21 protein-coding genes are annotated in these 21,817 nt (G+C 32.2%); all 21 read left to right on the top strand.

What is annotated here, in order from left to right; genetic code table 11:
• Nucleotides 1-298 precede the first annotated feature (298 nt).
• Entirely contained in the window at nucleotides 299-1,507 is a 1,209-nt protein-coding gene (locus DXD04_RS15720) for a UDP-N-acetylglucosamine 4,6-dehydratase (protein WP_117674091.1), read from the top strand.
• 7 nt (nucleotides 1,508-1,514) lie between these two features.
• Nucleotides 1,515-2,663, top strand: coding sequence for a LegC family aminotransferase (locus DXD04_RS15715; protein WP_117674090.1), 1,149 nt, complete (start codon nucleotides 1,515-1,517; stop codon nucleotides 2,661-2,663).
• 4 nt (nucleotides 2,664-2,667) lie between these two features.
• Nucleotides 2,668-3,795: a UDP-N-acetylglucosamine 2-epimerase gene (gene neuC, locus DXD04_RS15710; protein WP_117674089.1), complete on the top strand. Its 1,128-nt coding sequence runs from the start codon at nucleotides 2,668-2,670 to the stop codon at nucleotides 3,793-3,795.
• Entirely contained in the window at nucleotides 3,776-4,960 is a 1,185-nt protein-coding gene (locus tag DXD04_RS15705; protein WP_117674088.1) for a type III PLP-dependent enzyme domain-containing protein, read from the top strand. The genes neuC and DXD04_RS15705 overlap by 20 nt, the downstream gene beginning before the upstream one ends.
• 1 nt (nucleotide 4,961) lies before the next feature.
• Entirely contained in the window at nucleotides 4,962-5,960 is a 999-nt protein-coding gene (locus DXD04_RS15700) for an ATP-grasp domain-containing protein (RefSeq protein ID WP_117674087.1), read from the top strand.
• Nucleotides 5,953-6,954, top strand: a complete 1,002-nt coding sequence (gene neuB / locus DXD04_RS15695) for an N-acetylneuraminate synthase (protein WP_117674086.1) — start codon at nucleotides 5,953-5,955, stop codon at nucleotides 6,952-6,954. Before DXD04_RS15700 ends, neuB begins: the two co-directional genes overlap by 8 nt.
• A 2-nt stretch (nucleotides 6,955-6,956) precedes the next feature.
• Nucleotides 6,957-7,649, top strand: a complete 693-nt coding sequence (locus DXD04_RS15690; RefSeq protein WP_117674085.1) for an acylneuraminate cytidylyltransferase family protein — start codon at nucleotides 6,957-6,959, stop codon at nucleotides 7,647-7,649.
• Nucleotides 7,639-8,679, top strand: coding sequence for a nucleotidyltransferase family protein (locus DXD04_RS15685; RefSeq protein WP_117674093.1), 1,041 nt, complete (start codon nucleotides 7,639-7,641; stop codon nucleotides 8,677-8,679). Before DXD04_RS15690 ends, DXD04_RS15685 begins: the two co-directional genes overlap by 11 nt.
• A gap of 15 nt (nucleotides 8,680-8,694) precedes the next feature.
• Complete coding sequence (locus DXD04_RS15680) at nucleotides 8,695-10,173, top strand: capsular polysaccharide export protein, LipB/KpsS family (protein WP_117674084.1); 1,479 nt, start codon at nucleotides 8,695-8,697, stop codon at nucleotides 10,171-10,173.
• Complete coding sequence (locus DXD04_RS15675; RefSeq protein ID WP_181977130.1) at nucleotides 10,160-11,398, top strand: lipopolysaccharide biosynthesis protein; 1,239 nt, start codon at nucleotides 10,160-10,162, stop codon at nucleotides 11,396-11,398. The genes DXD04_RS15680 and DXD04_RS15675 overlap by 14 nt, the downstream gene beginning before the upstream one ends.
• Nucleotides 11,399-11,414: 16 nt before the next feature.
• A complete protein-coding gene (locus DXD04_RS15670; protein ID WP_117674082.1) occupies nucleotides 11,415-12,014 on the top strand; it encodes an acyltransferase in 600 nt (199 codons plus the stop codon).
• Between the two features lie 4 nt (nucleotides 12,015-12,018).
• Nucleotides 12,019-13,158 (top strand): NAD-dependent epimerase/dehydratase family protein, encoded by a 1,140-nt coding sequence (locus DXD04_RS15665; RefSeq protein ID WP_117674081.1) that lies wholly within the window; start codon nucleotides 12,019-12,021, stop codon nucleotides 13,156-13,158.
• Between the two features lie 11 nt (nucleotides 13,159-13,169).
• Nucleotides 13,170-14,018 (top strand): NAD-dependent epimerase/dehydratase family protein, encoded by an 849-nt coding sequence (locus DXD04_RS15660; RefSeq protein WP_117674080.1) that lies wholly within the window; start codon nucleotides 13,170-13,172, stop codon nucleotides 14,016-14,018.
• A complete protein-coding gene (locus tag DXD04_RS15655; RefSeq protein WP_117674079.1) occupies nucleotides 14,011-15,027 on the top strand; it encodes a WaaS/CpsH family glycosyltransferase in 1,017 nt (338 codons plus the stop codon). Before DXD04_RS15660 ends, DXD04_RS15655 begins: the two co-directional genes overlap by 8 nt.
• A gap of 228 nt (nucleotides 15,028-15,255) precedes the next feature.
• The gene (locus DXD04_RS15650; RefSeq protein WP_117674078.1) at nucleotides 15,256-16,308 is read left to right on the top strand and encodes an EpsG family protein; all 1,053 of its coding nucleotides are present in this window, start codon (nucleotides 15,256-15,258) and stop codon (nucleotides 16,306-16,308) included.
• 5 nt (nucleotides 16,309-16,313) lie between these two features.
• Complete coding sequence (locus tag DXD04_RS15645; RefSeq protein ID WP_117674077.1) at nucleotides 16,314-17,426, top strand: glycosyltransferase; 1,113 nt, start codon at nucleotides 16,314-16,316, stop codon at nucleotides 17,424-17,426.
• Nucleotide 17,427: 1 nt separating this feature from the next.
• Entirely contained in the window at nucleotides 17,428-18,276 is an 849-nt protein-coding gene (locus DXD04_RS15640; RefSeq protein WP_117674076.1) for a glycosyltransferase family 2 protein, read from the top strand.
• Nucleotides 18,277-18,512: 236 nt separating this feature from the next.
• A complete protein-coding gene (locus DXD04_RS15635; protein ID WP_117674075.1) occupies nucleotides 18,513-19,604 on the top strand; it encodes a Wzz/FepE/Etk N-terminal domain-containing protein in 1,092 nt (363 codons plus the stop codon).
• Between the two features lie 14 nt (nucleotides 19,605-19,618).
• On the top strand, nucleotides 19,619-21,106 hold the full coding sequence (locus DXD04_RS15630) for a capsule assembly Wzi family protein (protein ID WP_117674074.1): 1,488 nt from the start codon (nucleotides 19,619-19,621) through the stop codon (nucleotides 21,104-21,106).
• A gap of 14 nt (nucleotides 21,107-21,120) precedes the next feature.
• On the top strand, nucleotides 21,121-21,564 hold the full coding sequence (locus DXD04_RS15625; RefSeq protein WP_117674073.1) for a lipocalin-like domain-containing protein: 444 nt from the start codon (nucleotides 21,121-21,123) through the stop codon (nucleotides 21,562-21,564).
• Nucleotides 21,565-21,656: 92 nt separating this feature from the next.
• Nucleotides 21,657-21,817, top strand: a 161-nt coding sequence (locus DXD04_RS15620; RefSeq protein WP_117674092.1) for a GDP-mannose 4,6-dehydratase, incomplete at its 3' end; no start/stop codon positions are given.

Raw genomic sequence — 21,817 nt, 5'->3', positions numbered from 1 at the left:
TTTTTACGCATGTTACTAAATAAATTGTGTCAACTTATTTAGTACACTACATTGATGAAAAAACAAGAAAATGCGATGCAGTATTTGTCAATTCTGTTCATTTGTTTACTAAAACTGGCTAGAAACTCATTTTGTCGGGATTTCTTTTTGACTTTTCGGTGAAATGGGGTATTTTTGTAAGATAAATAGACGTTGACGCTTACCTTGCATACCTATTTTTGTCTGTTTGGGATGAATGGGTGTGGGACAGGTAACAGCGAAGCGTGCCTAAAATATAGCACTAAATTAATTACGATTTATGATAAATTTAAAGCAATTTATTGCTGACCATGTAATAAACAGACAGCAAAGTATGTTCTCTGAAGATATTAGAGCCAACAAAGAAACTTTGCAAAAAGAAATTGAAAATAAAAGTGTATGCGTCATAGGTGGAGCAGGGTCCATTGGTTCATCTTTTATCAAAGCGATCCTGCCATTTCGGCCATCTAAATTAATTGTTATTGATTTAAATGAAAATGGTCTGGCGGAATTAACGCGCGATTTGCGTTCTACATACGGAATGTATGTACCGGAAGAATATCGCACTTATACATTAAACTTCGCTGATCCAATATTTGCCAGAATATTCCGCGAAGAAAAAGGATTCGACATTGTTGCAAACTTTTCTGCACATAAGCATGTAAGGAGTGAAAAGGACAAATATTCAGTTCAGGCTTTGATAGAGAACAACGATATCAAGGCTAAAAAGCTGATGGATTTACTGTGTGAATTCCCGCCGCAGCATTTCTTCTGTGTAAGTACCGACAAGGCTGCTAACCCTGTAAACATTATGGGAGCGAGCAAACGTGTTATGGAAGATATGATCATGGCATATTCCAAGAAATTCCCTGTAACCACTGCACGTTTTGCAAACGTAGCATTTTCAAATGGTTCATTGCCTGACGGATGGGTGGCACGAATAATGAAACAGCAACCTTTGGCCTCACCAAGTGACGTAAAACGATATTTCGTTTCTCCTGAAGAAAGCGGACAGATATGTATGCTTGCATGTATCCTTGGTAACAGTGGCGAAGTGTTCTTCCCTAAATTGAGAGAAGAACAGATGATAACGTTCAGCAGTTTCTGTGATAAATTTATTGAGACATTAGGCTACAAACAACATCAGTGCTATTCAGATGAGGAAGCAAAGAAATTTGCTTCAGAAAGGAAAGAAGATGACAAGGAATATCCTGTAGTATATTTCAGAAGCGATACTACCGGTGAAAAGGATTATGAAGAATTCTATATACCAGGAGAGAAAATAAACATGGACAGATTCTCATCTCTAGGAGTAATAGAAGAATCCAAGCACCGCCCCATGAATGAAATAGAAGAATTTTACAATAAACTGGAGACAATTTTTGCCAATGAGAATTTTACCAAAGCGGAAATAGTAGAGGCTCTTAAAGAGTTCCTGCCTAACTTTGAGCATGAAGAAAAAGGTAAGAATTTGGATCAGAAAATGTAATTGAATTATGACAGATTATTCTAAAACAATAAACTTCATAAAAGAAGTATATGGTAATAAAGAGTTTACTCCTCTTGCAGTTCCTGTGTTCGCAGGTAATGAAAAGAAGTATCTTGAAGAATGTATTGACACTACATTTGTCTCATCTGTAGGTCAGTTTGTTGACAGATTTGAAAAGGATATGGCAACTTATACTGGATGTAAGCGTGCCGTAGTTTGTGTAAGTGGTACAAATGCTCTTCACATGTCACTTATGCTTGCCGGTGTAGAACGTGATGATGACGTTCTTACACAAGCACTTACATTTATTGCCACCTGTAATGCTCTTTCTTATATTGGCGCGCACCCAGTATTTATTGATGTGGATAAGACTACTATGGGACTATCGCCTGACGCTATAAAGGAGTGGCTGGTTAAAAACGCAGAGATTCGTAACGGACAGTGTTATAATAAAAATACCGGAAGGCGTGTGAAGGCTTGCGTCCCTATGCATACTTTCGGACACCCTGTACGCATTGAAGAGATTGCTCAAATTTGTGAAGAATATCATATCGAATTGGTAGAAGATGCTGCTGAATCTATCGGTTCTCTTTATAAAGACAAGCACACAGGTACTTTCGGAAAAGTGGGTGCCATTTCCTTCAACGGAAACAAGACAATAACAACCGGAGGTGGCGGTATGATGCTTTTTAACGACGAAGAGTTAGGAGCATTTGCAAAACATCTTACTACACAAGCAAAGATTCCACACCGATGGGAATTCCGTCATGACCATATTGGTTACAACTACCGTATGCCTAATATTAATGCGGCACTTGGCTGTGCCCAGTTGGAGAATTTGGATAAATTCGTTGAAAGCAAGCGTCAGGTCGCAGCCGAATATGCCGAGTTTTTTAAAAACATAGATGATATTGACTTCTTTACAGAACCGGAAAACTGTTACTCTAATTATTGGCTGAATGTAGTAATTTTAAAAGATAAAGAAGCACAGCTGGAATTCTTGCAGCAAACTAATGACAACGGAGTGATGACGCGTCCTATCTGGGAGTTGATGAACAGATTGTCAATGTTTGAGAATTGCGAGAATGATGGTTTAAAAAATACTATCTGGTTTGCAGATAGAGTAGTTAATATTCCTAGCTCAGTCAGATTGTAATAGTATGAAGAAGAAGGTTTGTGTAGTAACAGCCGCCAGATCAGAGTATGGACTCCTGAGATGGATTATAATGGAGTTGTTTAAATATGACTCCTTTGAAACTATTGTCATAGCAGCTGGAACACACTTATCAAAGAAGTACGGATATACATTGACTTTTATACAGGATGATAATATAAAAGTATCAAAATGTATAGATTATTTGTCCGATGGAGATTCCCTAAAAGATGTCTCTTTATCAATGAGCAAATGTTTGAATTTGTTTTCAGATGCTTTTATTGAGTTAAAACCTGATCTGCTAGTAGTATTAGGAGATAGATATGAACTATTGTCTATATGTGGTGCTGCAATATTACAGAATATACCTATAGCTCATATTGCAGGTGGTGAAGTTACAGAGGGAGCAATAGATGACAAAATACGTAATGCTGTTACGATGATGTCTGATATACATTTCCCGAATAATAGTGAAGCATATAGCAATATCGTTAGGATGATAGGTACTTCCAAATATGTTTTTAATGTTGGTGAACCAGGTATAGAGAATTTTGTAAAAATGAATTTACTTGATAGGAAGACATTGTCTAAGATATTGGGAATTTGTGAAGAAAAGGATTGGCTTTTGGTGACATTACATCCTGAAACAAAACTCTCTATTGAAGATAATATGACTATGGTTTCAAACATGATAAAAGCTTTGAAATGTTTCTCTTTAAGTGAAATAATTATTACAGAAGCAAATTCAGACTTTGGTGGTGGCATGATAAACAGATATTATGATGAAACATGTAGCAATTGTAACTTTATACATGTATACAGTTCTTTGGGACAGCTGAACTTTTTGTCACTTATGAAAGAAGCAAAATGTGTAATAGGAAATTCTTCTAGTGGTATTATTGAAACTCCTTATCTTGGAGTACCCACTATAAATATAGGTAATAGACAAAAAGGTAGATTTATGAGTAATAATATAATATCAGTAGGATATTCGTATTATGAAATTTATAATGCCATATGTAGTGCGATGTCTAAAGGTAGGTATGAAGCTGATTTTACTTTTGGTGATGGAATGACATCTAAATATATAGCACAACATATTAAAGATTATTTATATGATAAAAAATATGATTAAAACTCCATGTTTCGTTCTTAATGTAGACAAGGCTCTATGTAATATCATTGGTTTTAAAACAGCTTTGATTAACCGATTCAAAAATAACATACTTGGTTATTCTGTTAAAACCAATTCATTTCCAGGTTGGCTTGATATTGTAAAAGATAACGGAGGATATGCAGAAGTAGTTTCTTATGATGAATATAATTTAGTTTTAAAATGTGGATTTGACAAATCTCATATAATATATAATGGACCAATGAAAGACAAGGCTTCTTTTATAGATGCATTAGAGAACGGTGCTATTGTAAATATAGAGACAAAAAGAGAGTTAGATTGGCTTTTGGAACTTGATAGAAATAAATCTTATAAGATTGGTATCAGGGTGAATCTAAATATTTCTGTTATATCTCCTGAAGATTGTAAAGAAGAAGAATCATATAGCAGATTTGGGTTTTCTTATGAGAATGGTGAATTAAAATCTGCTATTGATCATATAGCAGGATTGGATCATGTTGTTCTAAAAGGATTGCATTTACATAGAACATCTAAAACAAGAAGTATTAATACTTATAAAAATATATGCTTGTATGCTTTAAATATAATTAAAGAATATGATTTAAATTTATCATATATAGATATCGGTGGCGGTTTTTATGGAGATATGCCAGGTAAGCCTACTTATCAGGACTATATTGATGCAATATATAATGTTTTGTCTTTGCACTATAACTGTGATGAGTTATGTTTGATTGTTGAACCAGGCAATGCTCTAGTAGCATCACCTTTCTCATATTACACATCTGTGATAGATATTAAGAATGTAGGAGATAAAAGAATTATAGTCACGGATGGTACGCGTAATGATGTAGATCCTTTCTTTCATAAGAAGGATTATTTTAAAGAGTTTATTAATGATTTATCTGAAAGAGATCTTGAAAAAGAACAAGTATTTGTTGGGTGTACATGCTTAGAGAATGACAAGCTTTTCATAGAAAAAGGTGCTCCTCAAATGCAAATAGGAGATATTATAAAGTTCTGTTTTGTCGGTGCATATACTATGTGTTTGTCTCCATTATTTATAAGGTTCTTTCCAAGAGTTTATATAAAAAAACATGAGAATCTAATTCTAGCAAGAGAAGAATGGACTGAAAACGAATATTTGCAAAAAATAAAGAAATAATATGGAAAATAATATTTTATGTTGCAATGTAGGTAGAAGAGGTAGATTGATGAAAGATTTTAGGAAAAGTCTATCTGGGAGTGGTAATGTTATAGCAACTGATAATTGGTCGGTTGCTCCAGCACTATTTTTAGCAGATAAACAATATGTTGTTCCTAAAATTTATGATGGAAAATATATTGAATCAGTTCTTGAAATATGTGAAAAAGAGAATATAAAAGCAATAACAACGTTTATTGATCCAGAGATAGAGATTCTTTCTAAAAATAGAGATTTATTTATATCAAAAGGAATACTGCCTCTTTGTCCTTCTGCTAATACAGCATATCTGTGTTTTAACAAATTTGCTATGTTTGAATATCTAAAACTAAAAGGTATAAGAACTGTATTAACTTTTAATGATATACATAAATTCAAAAAGGCATTACATAACAAAGAGATTGCCTTCCCTGTATTTATAAAGCCTATAAGTGGAAGTGGAAGTGTTGGAGCACAAAAAGTTAATACGATAGAAGAATTAGAAATACTATGGTCTGAAAATAAATTTGATTATATAATTCAAGAATATATGGCAGGAGGTGATTGTGATGCTGATGTATATGTAGACTGCATAAGCAGGAAACCTGTTGCAGCTTTTCTAAAGAAGAAGATAGAGACTCGTATAGGAGGAGCAAGTAAAACTATATCTTTTAAAGATAATAAACTTTTTGATTTCATAAAGGAGGTTTGTTCTGTACTTGAATTATATGGACCGTGTGACATGGACTTTTTTTATAAAGATGGTAATTATTATCTTTCAGAAATTAATCCTAGGTTCGGTGGTGCTTATTTACATGCTTTTGGAGCAGGAGTTGATTTCGTGTCTATGATAGTAAATAACATTAAAGGAATTGAGAATATATCGCAAATAGGTAATTATGAAGAAGGTGTATTGATGTTGATGTATGATGATGTAGTAATAGTAAACGAAAAGGATCTTTTAAGAGATTATCATGACTAAAAAAACTTATATAATAGCAGAAGCAGGTGTAAATCATAATGGTAAACTTGATTTGGCATTAAAGCTTTGTGATGCGGCAAAAGAAAGTGCGGTAGATGCCATAAAGTTTCAGACATGGAAGACTGAACTTATAATTTCTAAAAATACTGAGATGGCTGAATATCAGAAAAAAAATCTTCAAATTGAAGAAAGTCAGTATGACATGTTAAAGAAACTAGAATTATCATATAATGATTTTAAGGTAATAAAAAAATATTGTGATGATATAGGAATCCAATTTTTATCTACTGCTGATGAACCAGAATCTCTTGATTTTCTATGTGATTTGGGTATGCCATTTATAAAACTAGGTTCTGGAGACATTAATAATGTACCGTTCTTGAGATATACTGCAAGTAAAGGATTACCAATAATACTGTCTACTGGTATGTCAAATATGAAAGACGTTTCTTTTGCTTATGACATTCTTAAAGAAGCTGGAGTAAGTGACATATCAATATTACATTGTACAACAAATTATCCATGTCCAATGAATGAAGTAAACTTGAAAGCCATGTTAACCATAAAGGAAGCTTTAAAGTGTAAGATTGGATATTCTGATCATACATTAGGAGTAGAAGTGCCTGTCGCTGCAGTTGCATTGGGAGCAGAGATAATTGAAAAACATTTTACATTAGACAAAAAAATGGAAGGCCCTGACCATTCTGCTTCACTTGAACCTGAGGAGCTAAAAGATATGGTTCTGAAGATAAGAAATATTGAGCAAGCTTTGGGTAATGGAGTAAAGGAGCCTAATGAAAGTGAGAAAAATATTTCAAAAGTAGTACTTAAAGTTATATTAGCCAAAACAAATATAAAAAAAGGTGAAAAACTAACAGAAAAAAACCTGATTATAAAGCGTGCTGAACAAGGCTTAAGTGCGGTATACTGGGATTTAATTGTTGGCACCGAGGCTAAACATGATTACAAGATTGATGAGCCTATAAGAATTTAAAAATGAATGCTTTATATATAATTCCAGCCAGAGGCGGCAGTAAAGGTATTCCGCACAAAAACATTAAGGAACTTAATGGTAAGCCATTGATATGTTACTCCATAGATGTAGCCAGGAAGCTGACCACTGATGATAATATATGTGTAACAACTGATGATGATGACATAATAAAAGTAGTAGAAGACTATGGATTAAAAGTTCCTTTCAAAAGACCTGAAGAATTGGCATCAGACCAAGCCGGCACATATGAGGTAATTATGCATGCAATAAACCATTATGCTGCAAAAGGAACCTATTATGATACCATAATATTATTACAACCGACATCTCCTTTTCGCAAAGCCGATGATGTGAAGAGGTGTATTGAAGCTTATTCTGATAAATACGAAATGATAGTTTCTGTAAAATCAGCTTCATCTAACCCATACTATGATTGCTTTGAATTAAATAACCAAGGGTATTTATACCAATCTAAGGGTGACGGGAATTACCAAAGAAGACAAGATGCTCCTAAGGTATATGAATATAATGGTGCCGTTTATATTATGGATGTCGAAGCCCTAAGAAAATGCAGCTACAACTCGTTTACCAAAATAGGAGCAATAGAAATGGATGAGATGTCGTCATTAGACCTTGATACGATGTTAGACTGGAAATTTGCTGAGTTGTTAATAAATGAAGGATATGGAAGATAGACATATAATATTAAATAGTTTTACTATTCTAGACGCTCTTAACAGAATTAACAATATACATGAGGGGCCATTAGTATTATTTGTCGTAGATTCTGAGAACAAAGTAATAGGATCTTTGACCGACGGAGATATCAGAAGGGCTCTAATTAAAGGTATAAGTGTTACTGAAACTGTTGAAAAAGCTGTACATCGCAATTTCAACTTTCTTAGAAAGAACGTAAATGACGATGTGAAAAACATACACATACAACGTGAACTTAAAATGAAACTTGTACCCGTATTAGACGAGAACAATCAAATATATGAAATAATAAACCTTGAAAAATATAAGACTCTGTTACCCGTTGATGCCGTTTTGATGGCTGGAGGAAAAGGAGAAAGATTAAGGCCTTTGACAGAGAAAACTCCCAAGCCACTGATAAAAGTAGGTGAAAAGTGCATTATAGATTATAACATAGATAGTCTGATTTCATATGGAATCAAAAATATTTTTGTTACTGTAAACTATTTAGGGGAACAATTAGAAGAACATTTCAAAGAAAAAAGAGACGGAATTAAAATTAATACTGTAAAAGAACCTAAATATTTAGGTACTATCGGCAGCATTAAGTTCGTAGTATCATTCTATAATGATACTATATTGGTAATGAACTCTGATTTATTTACAAATATAGATTATGAGGATTTCTACTTACATTTTAAAGAGCATGATGCTGACATGAGTGTAGCAGCAGTTCCATATATAGTAAAAGTACCATACGGAGTGTTCAACCTTGAAGGAAGAAATATCAAGGGAGTAACAGAAAAACCTACAATCAGCTATTATGCCAATGCTGGAATATATTTAATAAAAAAAGAATTATTAAAATTAATTCCAGAGAATAAGTTCTATAATGCAACTGATTTTATGTCAAGCCTTATAAATAACAATTATAAAGTAATCAGATATCCCATTTCTGGGTATTGGATTGATATTGGTCAGCATGATGAACTGGAAAGAGCTAAAGAGATTGCTAAACACATAAAGTAGTTATATTAAATCATAATGAAAACAATACTATTCTTCCATAGATGTGAACTCACATACTTATATATATCAATAGCTAAGAATTTACCAGATGACATAAAACAAATTCATGTGGCATACTCATCAGTCGAGGAAAATATATTACATGAGAATAATATAAATGATTGTATAAACTATTCTTCACTATTTAATGAAATAATAGACAAACAGACATTGGATTATAATCTTATAAAAAATCTTGATGAGATTATCATAAAGAATAGCAATGGTAGATTTAATTTAAATGGTTCTATACAAAGTGATAGAGGTTACTCCATTTTAAAATATAATGAAGCTTTATTGTCGGCACAATCACATTATCTGATTTGGAATAAAATTCTAACAGATAATCATGTAGATATATTCTTACATGAACCTTGTTCATTATGTATCAATCACATAGCTGCACTTCTATGTAAGCATTATGGAGGTCATTATTTATATCAAATTGCCAATTACAATGATACAAATGAATACACTTTCGCTTTTGCTGAAGGAGATGATTTTTCATATAATGAGTTTGAATATTATTATAAATATTTTCAATCGCATAAGGAATATATTAATATTGAACGATGCAAAAAACTATTAGAAAAATTCAGAAAAGATTTCTCTGTATTTTTCGGTGGAAATATACAAGAAGATAAAAGCAGATTAATATTATATATAAGGGATATCAAAACACGCATAAAGCTATTAATATGTCATGACAGGTATGACAAAATAAAGAATAATATTGATTACTGGATTTCAAAACAAAATATATCTCAAAATAAAATACGTAACATAAAAGAATATAAAAATAGAAATATTCATTTTGAGGTAGAGCTGCCTCAAAATGAAAAATATTATTACTACTCATTTCATCTTGAGCCTGAAGCTACCGTCTTATATTTAGGAGATGGAATATATGAGAATCAAGTAAAACTGATTCAAAATATTGCAGCATCTATTCCTCCAGGAACATTTCTTTATGTAAAAGATCATCCACATGAATATGCATATCGTGATGCTGTAGACTATGAGAGATTATTAAAAGTACCCAATATAAGATTAATACACCAATCTATTCCAGGTAAAGTTCTCATTAAAAATGCAATAGGTGTTTTTACTATAAATGGTACAGCTGGTTTTGAAGGTTTACTATTAGGGAAACAAGTTTATTGCTTTGCAAAAAACCAATATTCTTTCCATCATAGAGTTTCTTTGATTCAAAACGTAAAGGACATTAGAGAAGAAGTATATAAGAGAGTTAATGATTGTTTTAAATCAGATGATGACCTCTATCCTTATATTTTTGCACTAATAAAATCTTCTCATAAAGGATATATCGATTTCTTTTGTAATAGAGCAGAAAAATTAAATATAGACCAAGAAAGCAATGGAGTCAAAATAGCACAAGATTTAGTATATTATTTGAATCATATAGATACTTACTGTAACTGTGAAAACATTTAAAATCAACATAAATCAGTCATTACTTTACATTGTTACAAACATTTTTGTAAGTTTAGTAGGTTTTGTCAGATCTTTCGTATTTATGCGATGGCTGAACATGGAGGATCTTGGTATAATTAGCCTTTCTTTAACATTAATGCAATTTTTAAGTTTTCTCCAATTAGGTCTATTTAATGGAGGATTTCGTCTATTATGTTATGAAAATTCTGAAGAGAAAAATAATGTAAACAATCTTGTATATAGTTATATTGTCGTTATAAGTGGAATAGTTTTCATTTTATATTTTATTTCATATCTTACAGGAATTGATTTAGTTTTATCAAAAAATATATTAATCGTATCACTTATAGGTGGATTAATAATGCTTCTAAACAACTGGCTAATGAATTCCTTAATAGCATTGGGTAAATTATTGACTATCAATATACTTAACTTAATATCTGTATTTATATCTTTATTATTTCTACCATCGGTGTTTTATTGTGGGATAAATGCAGCTTTGTTTGTAACGATTATACAACCTATAATATTTGCAGCCATTGTAATAATAAAAGTCCCAGAATTAAGATTTAGTGCTTTCAACTTTAACATAAATCTTGTAAAGAAAATTCTATCAGTGGGCTTTATACCTTTTTTATCTGGAATATTCTTCATGATTAATCTACAAGTAGAAAGATGGTCCATAGCAAAGATTCTTGGAACAGAGGCATTGGGGAATTTTTATTTAGTATCTTTATTTAATACTTTATCATTACTAATTCCAAACTCAATAAATAATATCTTTTTCCCTAAAATAATAAAATCATATAACGATAAAGATATTCCTTTATTCAAAAAAATAATAAAAAACAATACTATAGCTTTTTTTACTTATAATGTTCTATTAGTGTTAGGAACCTCAACACTATTTGAAAACATTGTGGTATTAATTTTCCCCAATCATATAAAAAATATATGTTACGTTTATTACTACTTACCTGGTATTGTTATGAATTCTATGACATATGTCTTTACACAAATTCTCAATGCTTCTTTAAAGCTAAATTTAATATTATGCATTGATCTATTAACAACAATATCTTTTGTAGTGACTATAGGCATAATATACCATTATAATCATTTTAGCCTAGAAAGTATTTGTATAGTAAGAAGTATACTTTATAGTATAGTATTTTTTGTGTATTTTTTTTACATTATACTAAGATGGAAATCGATTATAAAATAAATATATAGCTTTATATATGATAAGAAGAATTATAAAATTTATCAATAATAGAATTAAGGCTCGTTTATATAAATTTTTAATGGGCTCTTTTGGGAGAAAATCAATAATAACAAGTCCATTAAAAATAGATGGTAAAAAGAGAATTTATATAGGCAACAAAGTAATTATAGAATATAAAACATGGTTAGCAGCCATGCCATTAACGGGTTATGATAATTGTAAATTAGAAATAAAAGATGGTGTAAATATAGGACATTTCAATCACATATATGCAACAAAAAGTATAATTATTGAAGAAAACGTACTTACTGCTGACAGGGTATATATTTCTGATAATTTACATTGTTATGAAGATATTAATATTCCAATAAAGCAACAACCCATAATACAAAAAAAAGAGGTTATAATTGGAGCTGGAAGTTGGTTGGGTGAAAATGTATGTGTTATTGGTGCTAAAATAGGCAAACAGTGCGTTATAGGAGCGAACAGTGTTGTAATACATGATATTCCTGACTATTGTGTTGCTGTAGGTTCTCCTGCCAAAATAATTAAACGTTATGATTATTCTACACAAATTTGGAAAAAAACAAATTATAAAGGTGAATTTATAGATTAAAAATATGAAAAGTATTCTCATTACAGGTGGAGCTGGTTTTATTGGTTCAAACCTTGCATTGAAATTAATGGATAAAGGTTATAAGGTTACAGTTATGGATAACCTTTCAAAACAAATCCATGGTAAAAATCCTGAAATAACATCTCCTTTATATAAATCTATTAAAGACAAGGTGAGATTTATAAAAGGATCTGTAACATCAAAAGAAGACTGGATAAAAGCTTTGGAAGGTGTAGAATGCGTAGTTCATCTTGCCGCAGAAACAGGAACTGGACAGTCAATGTATGAAATACAGAAATATGTCAATGTAAACATAGGTGGAACAGCATTGTTACTTGACATTCTGACTAATACCAAACATAGCGTCAAGAAGGTGATAGTTGCGGAATCAAGAGCAATATATGGAGAAGGAAGATATTATAGTGAAGAAAAAGAGGCATATGTGTATCCGACTGAACGTGCTGATGCCGACATGGCAAAAGGAGATTTTGAAGTAAAGTATCCAGGATGCAATATGCCATTAAAACTTGTTGGAACTACAGAAGATTCAACGATTCATCCAACATCTGTTTACGGAATTACAAAACAAGTACAAGGACAGCTAGTTCATTTGGTTTGCCCTTCAATCGGTATTGCTGCAGTATCATACAGATATCAGAATGTATATGGACCTGGACAATCACTTTCAAACCCATACACAGGTATCTTATCTATTTTCTCAACCCGTATTAAAAACGGTAATGAAATTAATATATTTGAGGATGGAAAAGAAACAAGAGATTTCGTATATATTGATGATGTAGTAGATGCCACTATACTTGGTATAGAGAAGGAAGAAGCAAACGGTCATGTATTCAATGTAGGAACAGGGGTTGCAACAGACGTATTGACTGTCGCTAATACATTGATTGAGAAATATGGAATAAAAGTTCCGATATGCATTTCTGGCAATTACCGTTTAGGAGATATACGACACAATTTCGCAGATATCACTGCTGCCAGAACGATACTTGGATTTGAACCCAAATGGAGCTTTAAAGATGGCATAGGCAAATTTGCAGAATGGGTAAACGAGCAGGAGATACAGGAAGATAGATATGAATCTTCTATTGAGGAAATGAAACAAAAAGGATTATATAAATAAATATATAAGTAATGAAGATACTTGTTACTGGTGCTAACGGATATATTGGAAGACACGTAGTATCCGAACTGTTAAATATGGGACATAATGTAATTGCTTGTGATTTACATTTGGATAATGTAGATGAAAGAGTTGAAAAGATAGAAGCCAATTTATTTGAAGCAACAGAAAATATATATGAGATCATGAATAACCCCGAGATTTGTATTCATTTAGCATGGAGAGACGGATTCGTTCATAACTCATTAAATCATATTGGTGATCTATCCGCTCATTTCAAGTTCCTCACATCAATGATTAACGGAGGATTAAAGCATTTGGTGGTGATGGGAACGATGCATGAAGTTGGTTATCATGAAGGTGCCATAGATGAAAATACGCCTTGTAACCCATTATCTATGTACGGAATTGCCAAAGACACACTGAGAAGAGCCATGCTCCAATATTGCAAAGAAAAAAGTTGTATTCTTCAGTGGTGTAGGGCATATTACATATTAGGCGATGACAAAAACAATCATTCAATATTTACCAAACTACTGGAAGCAAAGGAAGCTGGAAAAAATAAATTTCCATTTACAACCGGTAAAGCAAAGTATGACTTTATTTGTGTTGATGAATTGGCACATCAAATAGCATGTGTAGCTGTACAAAAAGAAATTAATGGAATAATAAATTGCTGTAGTGGTAAACCAATAAGTATAGCAGAACGAGTTGAACAATTTATATCAGAACACAAACTTAATATTAAATTAGAATATGGAGTTTACCCAGAAAGAGTGTACGATTCTCCTTGTTTATATGGTGACACAAAAAAAATAAATACTATTTTAAAAAAACATAAATTCATACTAGATGAGTAAAACTATCCTATTATTTATGCCTGCATTATTTGATTTACATAATCAAGTACAACATGCATTACATAAATTAAATTTTGAAGTTGATTATATTGAAGACTATAAAGGTCGATTTTCGCCGTTAGATAGAAAAAGTAAATTTAAAACTATCAAGAAACTATATTTTAAATACTTTAACCCCAACAAAAAAAGATTACTCAATAAAAACATATTTAATTCTAAAAAAAAGTACGATTATTTTTTATGCGTAAATGGTTTCTCTCTTGACAAATCGCTGATTGAGCATTTAAGAAAAATAAATCCTAAGATTCAAACTATATTGTATTTATATGATAGTATAAACTTTTATGATTTTACAAACCACTTTTCATTATTTGATAAAGTATATACATTTGACTATGTTGATGCAAAAAAATATAATTTAAATATACTCCCTCTATTTTGGAACATCGTAAATTCCCCCCAAACATCTAACAATAAATATACTTATGATTTGTTTTTTATTGGAAAGCTTCATTCTGATCGTTTCAAAATATTAAATCGTATTGCTGTAGATGCCAAACAAAAAGGTTTAAATACTTATATAAAAATATATATTAACCCTAAAACCTTATCATATTTTATCTATCGTTTGAAATATAGTTATTTTTCAAAAATGATTCATAAACTTATTGGAAGAATGCTTGTAGATAATATAATCACATATACACCTATTCCCAAAAATGAGTTAGATAGAATTATGGCAGATAGTTTATGTGTCATAGATGTTGAAATACCATGCCAATCTGGATTATCAAATAGATTGATTCAAGCTCTAGCGATGAACAAGAAACTTCTCACAACCAATATTACTATAAAAGAGACCCAATTATATAATAGTTCAATGATTGCTTTTATAGAAAGAAATAATCCTATAGTTCCAATAGATTTCTTAAGAATAAGCAATGAGAAAATAAATAATATAGAAAATTTACGTATAGACAATTGGCTTAAAACACTTCTTAACATTTAAGCATAAATAGAAAATGTAAAATATTATCTAAAGACAATTTACACAAAGAAATAAAAGCAAAACAAACATTTAAAAAATAATGTACAATTAGAATTTTTACAAAATCATACATATCGTCAGCATCAACAAAAATATTATCCATACAAACATATAATTAATTTCGAGCTATATGTATGTAAATCATTTCTTCTAATTAATATTTTACATATTACTATAAATAATTAAAATATGCCATATTTTTTATTATACACAATAAATTTATTTTTTCTTTTTCTTTCACAAGTAGCAAATATTAAATATAGAAAAACATGTATTCAATTCATTTTTTTATTTCTTATCATATTTTCTGGCTTTAGAGATCATGTTGGTATTGATTACCCAACATATGTAGAATTATTTAATGACGCAATAAAAAATAATGAGGTAGAAATAAAAGAATACGGATTCATACTAATAATGAAATTTATCGGAATAATAGGTGGTACAAAACAGCTATTATTTTTAACGTGCGCTATAATAACCAATATTTTCTTCTATAAATTTATAATAAGATTAGATGCAAAATATTATTTTGGGGCTATTTTGGTATATATTACAGTAGGGCCATTTTACCTTAACTCATTAAACTTAATAAGGCAATATGCGGCTATGGGAATTTTTATTTATTCAACCATTTTTATACAGCAACACAAGTTTTTCAAATATTCTGTCATATTATTACTGACAGCGTTCTGTTTTCATCTTTCCGTTTTATTGCTTATACCATTATATTTCATTTTGTACCGAAAAATAGGATGGCTTACTAAATTTATACTATTTCTTATTTTTACTATCGGAAGTAAAATATTTATATACTTAATATCGTTAACTCCATTTGGGGTTTATATAAATATGATATTCTCCCCACCTAGTTTGTTTCTTACAATTTTGTTTGGCTCTATATCATTATATTTTATATATAAAGAAGCTACAAATGATTTCCAAGAAGATTATAGAGTCTTTTTTAATATGAATTTTTTCTCATTTTTATTATTAAGTTTATTGGCTGTCAACAATGGTTTTCTTAGCGAAATTATTCTTAGGATGAATAATTATTTTATGCTTTCTATGATTTTCTTAATACCATACTCCGTGTATAATAATAAAAGACAACCTTCTAAAATTAGTTATGCATACTTTTTATTTATTTTTCTATCAATATATTTTTTTAAAAATGCCATCATAAGTGGAGAAGAAGTGAATCTTCTACCTTACAATATTGACCTCAATTTATTTTATTAATTTTTATGAATAGACTTCTATTTATTACAGCATATCCTATCAATAATAAAACTGCTGGCCAAAATTATTCATTACAACTTTTGATAGATTTATCTCATGACTATAGTGTTGATATAATATACTGGAATTACCCCAACCATAATACCACAATAAAAAATATTAAAAATTTAAACGTTATAATGGAACTTAATACAAACAGTGTGTTAAAGACATTATACTATTCAATAATCAAATGTAGTTTCCCCTTATTTACAGTTAGATACAATAGTTTTGTTTATAAATGGTTAAAACAAAATCAGAATAATTACGATATGATATATTTTGATTTTAGTCAAACATTTATATATTCTAAACCCATCATTCATCCATATAAAGTAATGATGTGTCATGACATTATAGCTCAAAAGTACCAAAGAAAAAAATTCTCATTTCTGTATAATTGGTTGGTAAGAATGACTGAAAAAAATTTACTAAAAAATGGGAATAGCATATTTACGTTTTCTGCAAAAGACAAGTTTTTAATAAAGAGTATGTATGGAATGAACTCTGAAATCGTTCCATTTTACATAGGAAAAGAAATACTTGATATTAACCTAAAAGACATTGAAATAGAGAATTATTTTGTATTTTATGGAGCATGGAATAGAAAAGAAAACTCGGACGGATTAAAATGGTTTATTAAAGAAGTTTATCCTTCATGTAAGGATACTAATATTAAAATAATAGGAGGGGCATTGGATACAGAAATTAAAGTTCTTATTTCTAATTATACTAACATCGAATACTTAGGTTTTATTAATAATCCGTATAAAATAATAGCTAAATCAAAGGCTATTATAGCTCCTCTTTTCTCAGGTGCAGGAGTAAAAGTAAAAGTAATTGAAGCATTAGCATTAGGTACTCCAATAATTGGTACAGATATTGCATTCGAGGGTATTGACAATATAATATCTGATAACAGAAAGTTTCTAATAAAAGCAAATAATAAAAAAGATTTTATAGAGAAAATAAAAAAACACTGTGATATTAACTCCGAAGAGAAATCAAAAGCCCAAAAGATATTCATAAATAACTATAATGAAGGTAAATTCATAGAAAAAATTAAGTCTATTATTTAATATGATAACAGCATCACTTGTTACTTTTCATACAAAACCATCAGACCTTTTAAGACTCATTAAGTGTATCTTAAATTCAAACATATCTATTTTTTATATAATAGATAATTCTTCCAATGACAGTCTTCGTGAATATTCTCAAATATCAGAGAAAATTAAATATATACATAGCCAAAACCTAGGCTTTGGACACGGACATAATATAGCATTAGAAATGGCCTTAGCTCAAGGAGCAAAATATCATGTTATTATAAATCCTGATATATACTGGAAGGATAACGTTATTGAAGAACTTACATCTTTTATGGATAAAAATAATGACTGCGGCCAAGTTATGCCAAAAATCCTTTATCCAAATGGAGAAACACAGCTTCTATGCAAACTTATTCCAACCCCAATAAACCTGATTGGACGAAGATTTATTCCCATAAAAGCAATTAAACAAAAAATCGACGCAAAATATGAGCTTCACCACTCAGGATATAACACGATTATGGAGATTCCTGTATTATCCGGGTGTTTCATGTTTGTTAGAATGGATATAATTAAAAAAGTTGGCCTTTTTGATGAAAGATATTTTATGTATTGCGAAGATGTTGATTTGTGTAGAAGAATAGGAGAAATCTCTCGAACAATGTTTTATCCAAATGTCTCAGTATATCACGAATATGATAAAGGTTCTTACAAAAAGAAGAAACTTTTAAAATATCATATCTGCTCTACCATAAAATATTTCAATAAATGGGGATGGATTATTGATAAAAAGAGAACTAAAACAAATAAAAGATGTCTATCACAAATAAAGAATAGAAATAATAATTCAATAAAAGATAATCATAGCAAACTATAATACGATACAAATTACCATTATTTACTATCGTTTTATAGAAAACAAATCTTTGCTCATAAAACGGCGAAAGAAAAGACCTGATTTATAATAATCACTCAATTTACTATTAAGAGAAATACCTAACTCTAACTTATTTGGCATAATAAATAAGGTACATTTTATATGGAAAAATCATCTAAAAATTTTTCTACAACATATATTAACATCAATACTTACCCAAATAACAAATAATTAAAATGACAGGAAACGAACAAAAGAATGAATCTCAAGAGATTGACTTAATAGAATTATTCCGAGAATTATACTCAAACAGAAAAAAAATATACAAAGCCATAGGAGTAGGTATCGTAGCAGGGCTTATTGGTGGTTTCAGCGTACCCAAAACTTATCAAGTAAAAGTAAACTTATCCCCTGAATCTGGAATCAACTCTACGAGTGGATTATCCGGCATTGCTTCCATGTTTGGTTTAGGGAACATGACTACTGGATTTGGCGAGGATGCCCTAACCTTCAATATGTTCCCAGAGATTGTAAAGACCAATCCTTTCGTATTGGAAATGCTTCAAATTCCTATCCAAACCCAAAAAGAGGACAGCATTATACTTTACGATTATCTCGATACAGAAAAGAAACCTTGGTGGAATTATGTAATAGGAGCCCCAGGAATACTTATTGGAGGAATAAAATCTCTTGTTAAGGAAACCCCTAAAGATAGCGCAAAAACTATTAACCCTTTCCGGCTGACTCCGGAACAAAGCGGAAGAATCGAAATGCTAAAAAAAGTATTGGAAGTGGAAACAGACAAGAAAAGCAATATGACGAAAGTCACAGTTTCCCTACAGGACCCACTTGCAGCCGCCATAGTAGCAGACAGTGCCGTTCATAAGCTACAAGAATATATTACCGATTACCGCACGCGCAAAGCAAAACAAGATTTTGACTTCCAACTTAGTCTGTGTGAACAATACCAAAAAGAATATTTTGCGGCCCAGCAGGAATATGCCAAATTTGCAGATGCCAATCGGAATGTGATTCTCCAGACCGTAACCTCTGAAAAAGAAAGACTGCAAAAGAACTTGAGCCTAGCAGAACAAATCTACAGTCAGTCCATGGCCCAACTCCAAGTACTTCGAGGAAAACTACAAGAGGCCAAACCTGTGTTTGCCGTAGTGGAACCGGCCACCGTACCACTTGTTCCGGCATCTCCCAAGAAAATGCTCATCATCATTGCTTTTGCATTTTTAGCTTTTGTGTTTGAATCTGCATGGATTCTTTTCGGGAAAGATATTTATCATGATTTCAAGAATGAACTGAAAAAGAAAGATTAATTCCACAATTCTCTATGAAACTAAAAGCAATTTTACTCTTTGCTATATTATCCGGCAGTTTGGCGCAGGCACAGACTGAGAACTCTTCCCTCACCTACCATGTAGAATTAGGAGCTACTGCCGGAGACGGTACGTACGCTCCATTGTGGTTCACAGGAAACCGTTACGGATTAGGAAGCACAAATCCGAACTCGGGATATCTGTTGGCAGGAATCTCTTACGAGAAACAATTCAAACGCGGATGGCGTATTGAAGCCGGACTAGACATGGCGGGAGGAATTCATCAGGCACAAGATGTGTTCATTCATCAGATATACAGTGATTTTTCCTGGAAGATGCTGACACTGAGCATCGGAAGTAAGGAACGCCCGGGTTTTCCGCTGACCAAGAACACAGCACTAAGTAGCGGAATGATGGTGGAAGGGCCTAACACGCAACCGATTCCGCAAATCAGAGGAGAAATCAAGGAGTTTCTGAACGTGCCGGGCACAAAGGGATGGCTGGCTTTTAAAGGACACATTGCATACGGTTCATTTACAGACAATGGCTGGCAAAAGGATTTTGTACAACCAGGGCAGTATTTCACAAAAGATGTGCTTTACCATAGCAAATCGCTTATGCTGCGGTTAGGTAACAAGGAAAAACTGCCATTGGAATTTGAATTCGGCCTTTTAATGGCGACACAGTTTGGTGGTGACCGCTATCTGAAATTGGAAGATGGAAGTACAGAGAATGTGCTGGACATGCCGGACAATTTGAAGGCTTACTGGAAAGCTTTTTTCCCTCAAGCAGGAGGAAGTGATACTCCCGAAGGAGAACAAGTAAACGTGGAAGGGAACATGTTAGGAAGCTGGAACTTCGCACTGAATTACTATTTGGGACAATGGAAGTTCCGGGCTTATCTGGAACATTATTTTGAAGATACATCGCAGATGTTTTGGGAATATGGACGCTGGAAAGACGGACAAATCGGACTGGAAATTACTTTTCCGAAAAACCGGTGGATAACTTCGGCCGTATGGGAAGGACTTTGCACAAAGGACCAAGCAGGTCCCCTGTTATTTGATAGCTTTTGGGGACAGTTTCCTGAATACCAAATCAGCGCCGACGATAATTATTACAATCATTATATTTATGGAGGCTGGCAGCACCAAGGTATGGGCATGGGCAACCCATTGCTTCCAGGACCGGCCTATAATGCAGACCATAGTATTTCTTTCCGGAGTAATCGCGTAAGAGCACATCACCTGGGCATCAGCGGACAGCCTTCTCCGGAGTGGGGATACCGCATGCTGATTTCATTTGCCCGTCACTGGGGCACATACGACATTCCTCTTGACCAACAAAGAAAACAATTCAGTTCGCTCTATGAAGCAACTTATACACCGAAATGGGCAAAAGGATGGAGTGCTTCGGCTGCACTGGGACTTGACCGAGGTAATTACTTGGGTAATTCTACAGGAGGCATGCTAACCATCAGAAAAACAGGAGTTATTTTTTAATTGAAGAAAGAAGTATGAAACGAATTTTCTATATAGGGCTTTGCATGATGGTACTGGCCATGATATGCAACGACTGCAAGAAGGAACCAATAAACACTGAGATTGAAGGACACTGGCAATTATTGGAATTTACTACGAAAGCAGACAATGAGGTGCATCCGTGCGAACGCATCTATTACAGTATACAGCTTTGGGTAGTGGAAGTGGCAGAGAAGCAAGGGCCACAGGGATTGACTCCTTTCCGCGGAAGATACCAGTACGATGAAGCAAGTAATAGCATCACCATGAACGACATGAGCACGTATGACCTTCCAGAAAACTCCCGTCCGGCTGAGGTATGGGAACTGGAGCCCTACGGACTAAACGATGTGAATACGACGTTCAAGGTAGTGGAAACAAACGGGAAATACATGACCTTAGAGTCTGATTATGCCATATTAAAGTTTAAGAAATTCTAAAGCAAAAGGCATATAATCAGAAGAAAAGCCCCGACTGTCATTGGCAGTACGGGGCTTTTTCTATATCTTTGCAGGGTAAAATTTGATTATTTATGGAAAGAAAAGTAGCACTAATCACAGGTATTACAGGACAGGACGGATCGTTTCTGGCTGAATTTTTATTGGAAAAAGGTTATGATGTACACGGTACTATTCGCCGCTCTACATATTCCGGAGCATACCCGTTCACTTTCCGGCAGCTTATTAGGGTATA

Origin of the sequence: Phocaeicola plebeius, assembly GCF_003437535.1 — a bacterium.
Lineage (GTDB): Bacteria > Bacteroidota > Bacteroidia > Bacteroidales > Bacteroidaceae > Phocaeicola > Phocaeicola plebeius_A.
This window is presented reverse-complemented; position numbering and strand designations above follow the sequence as displayed.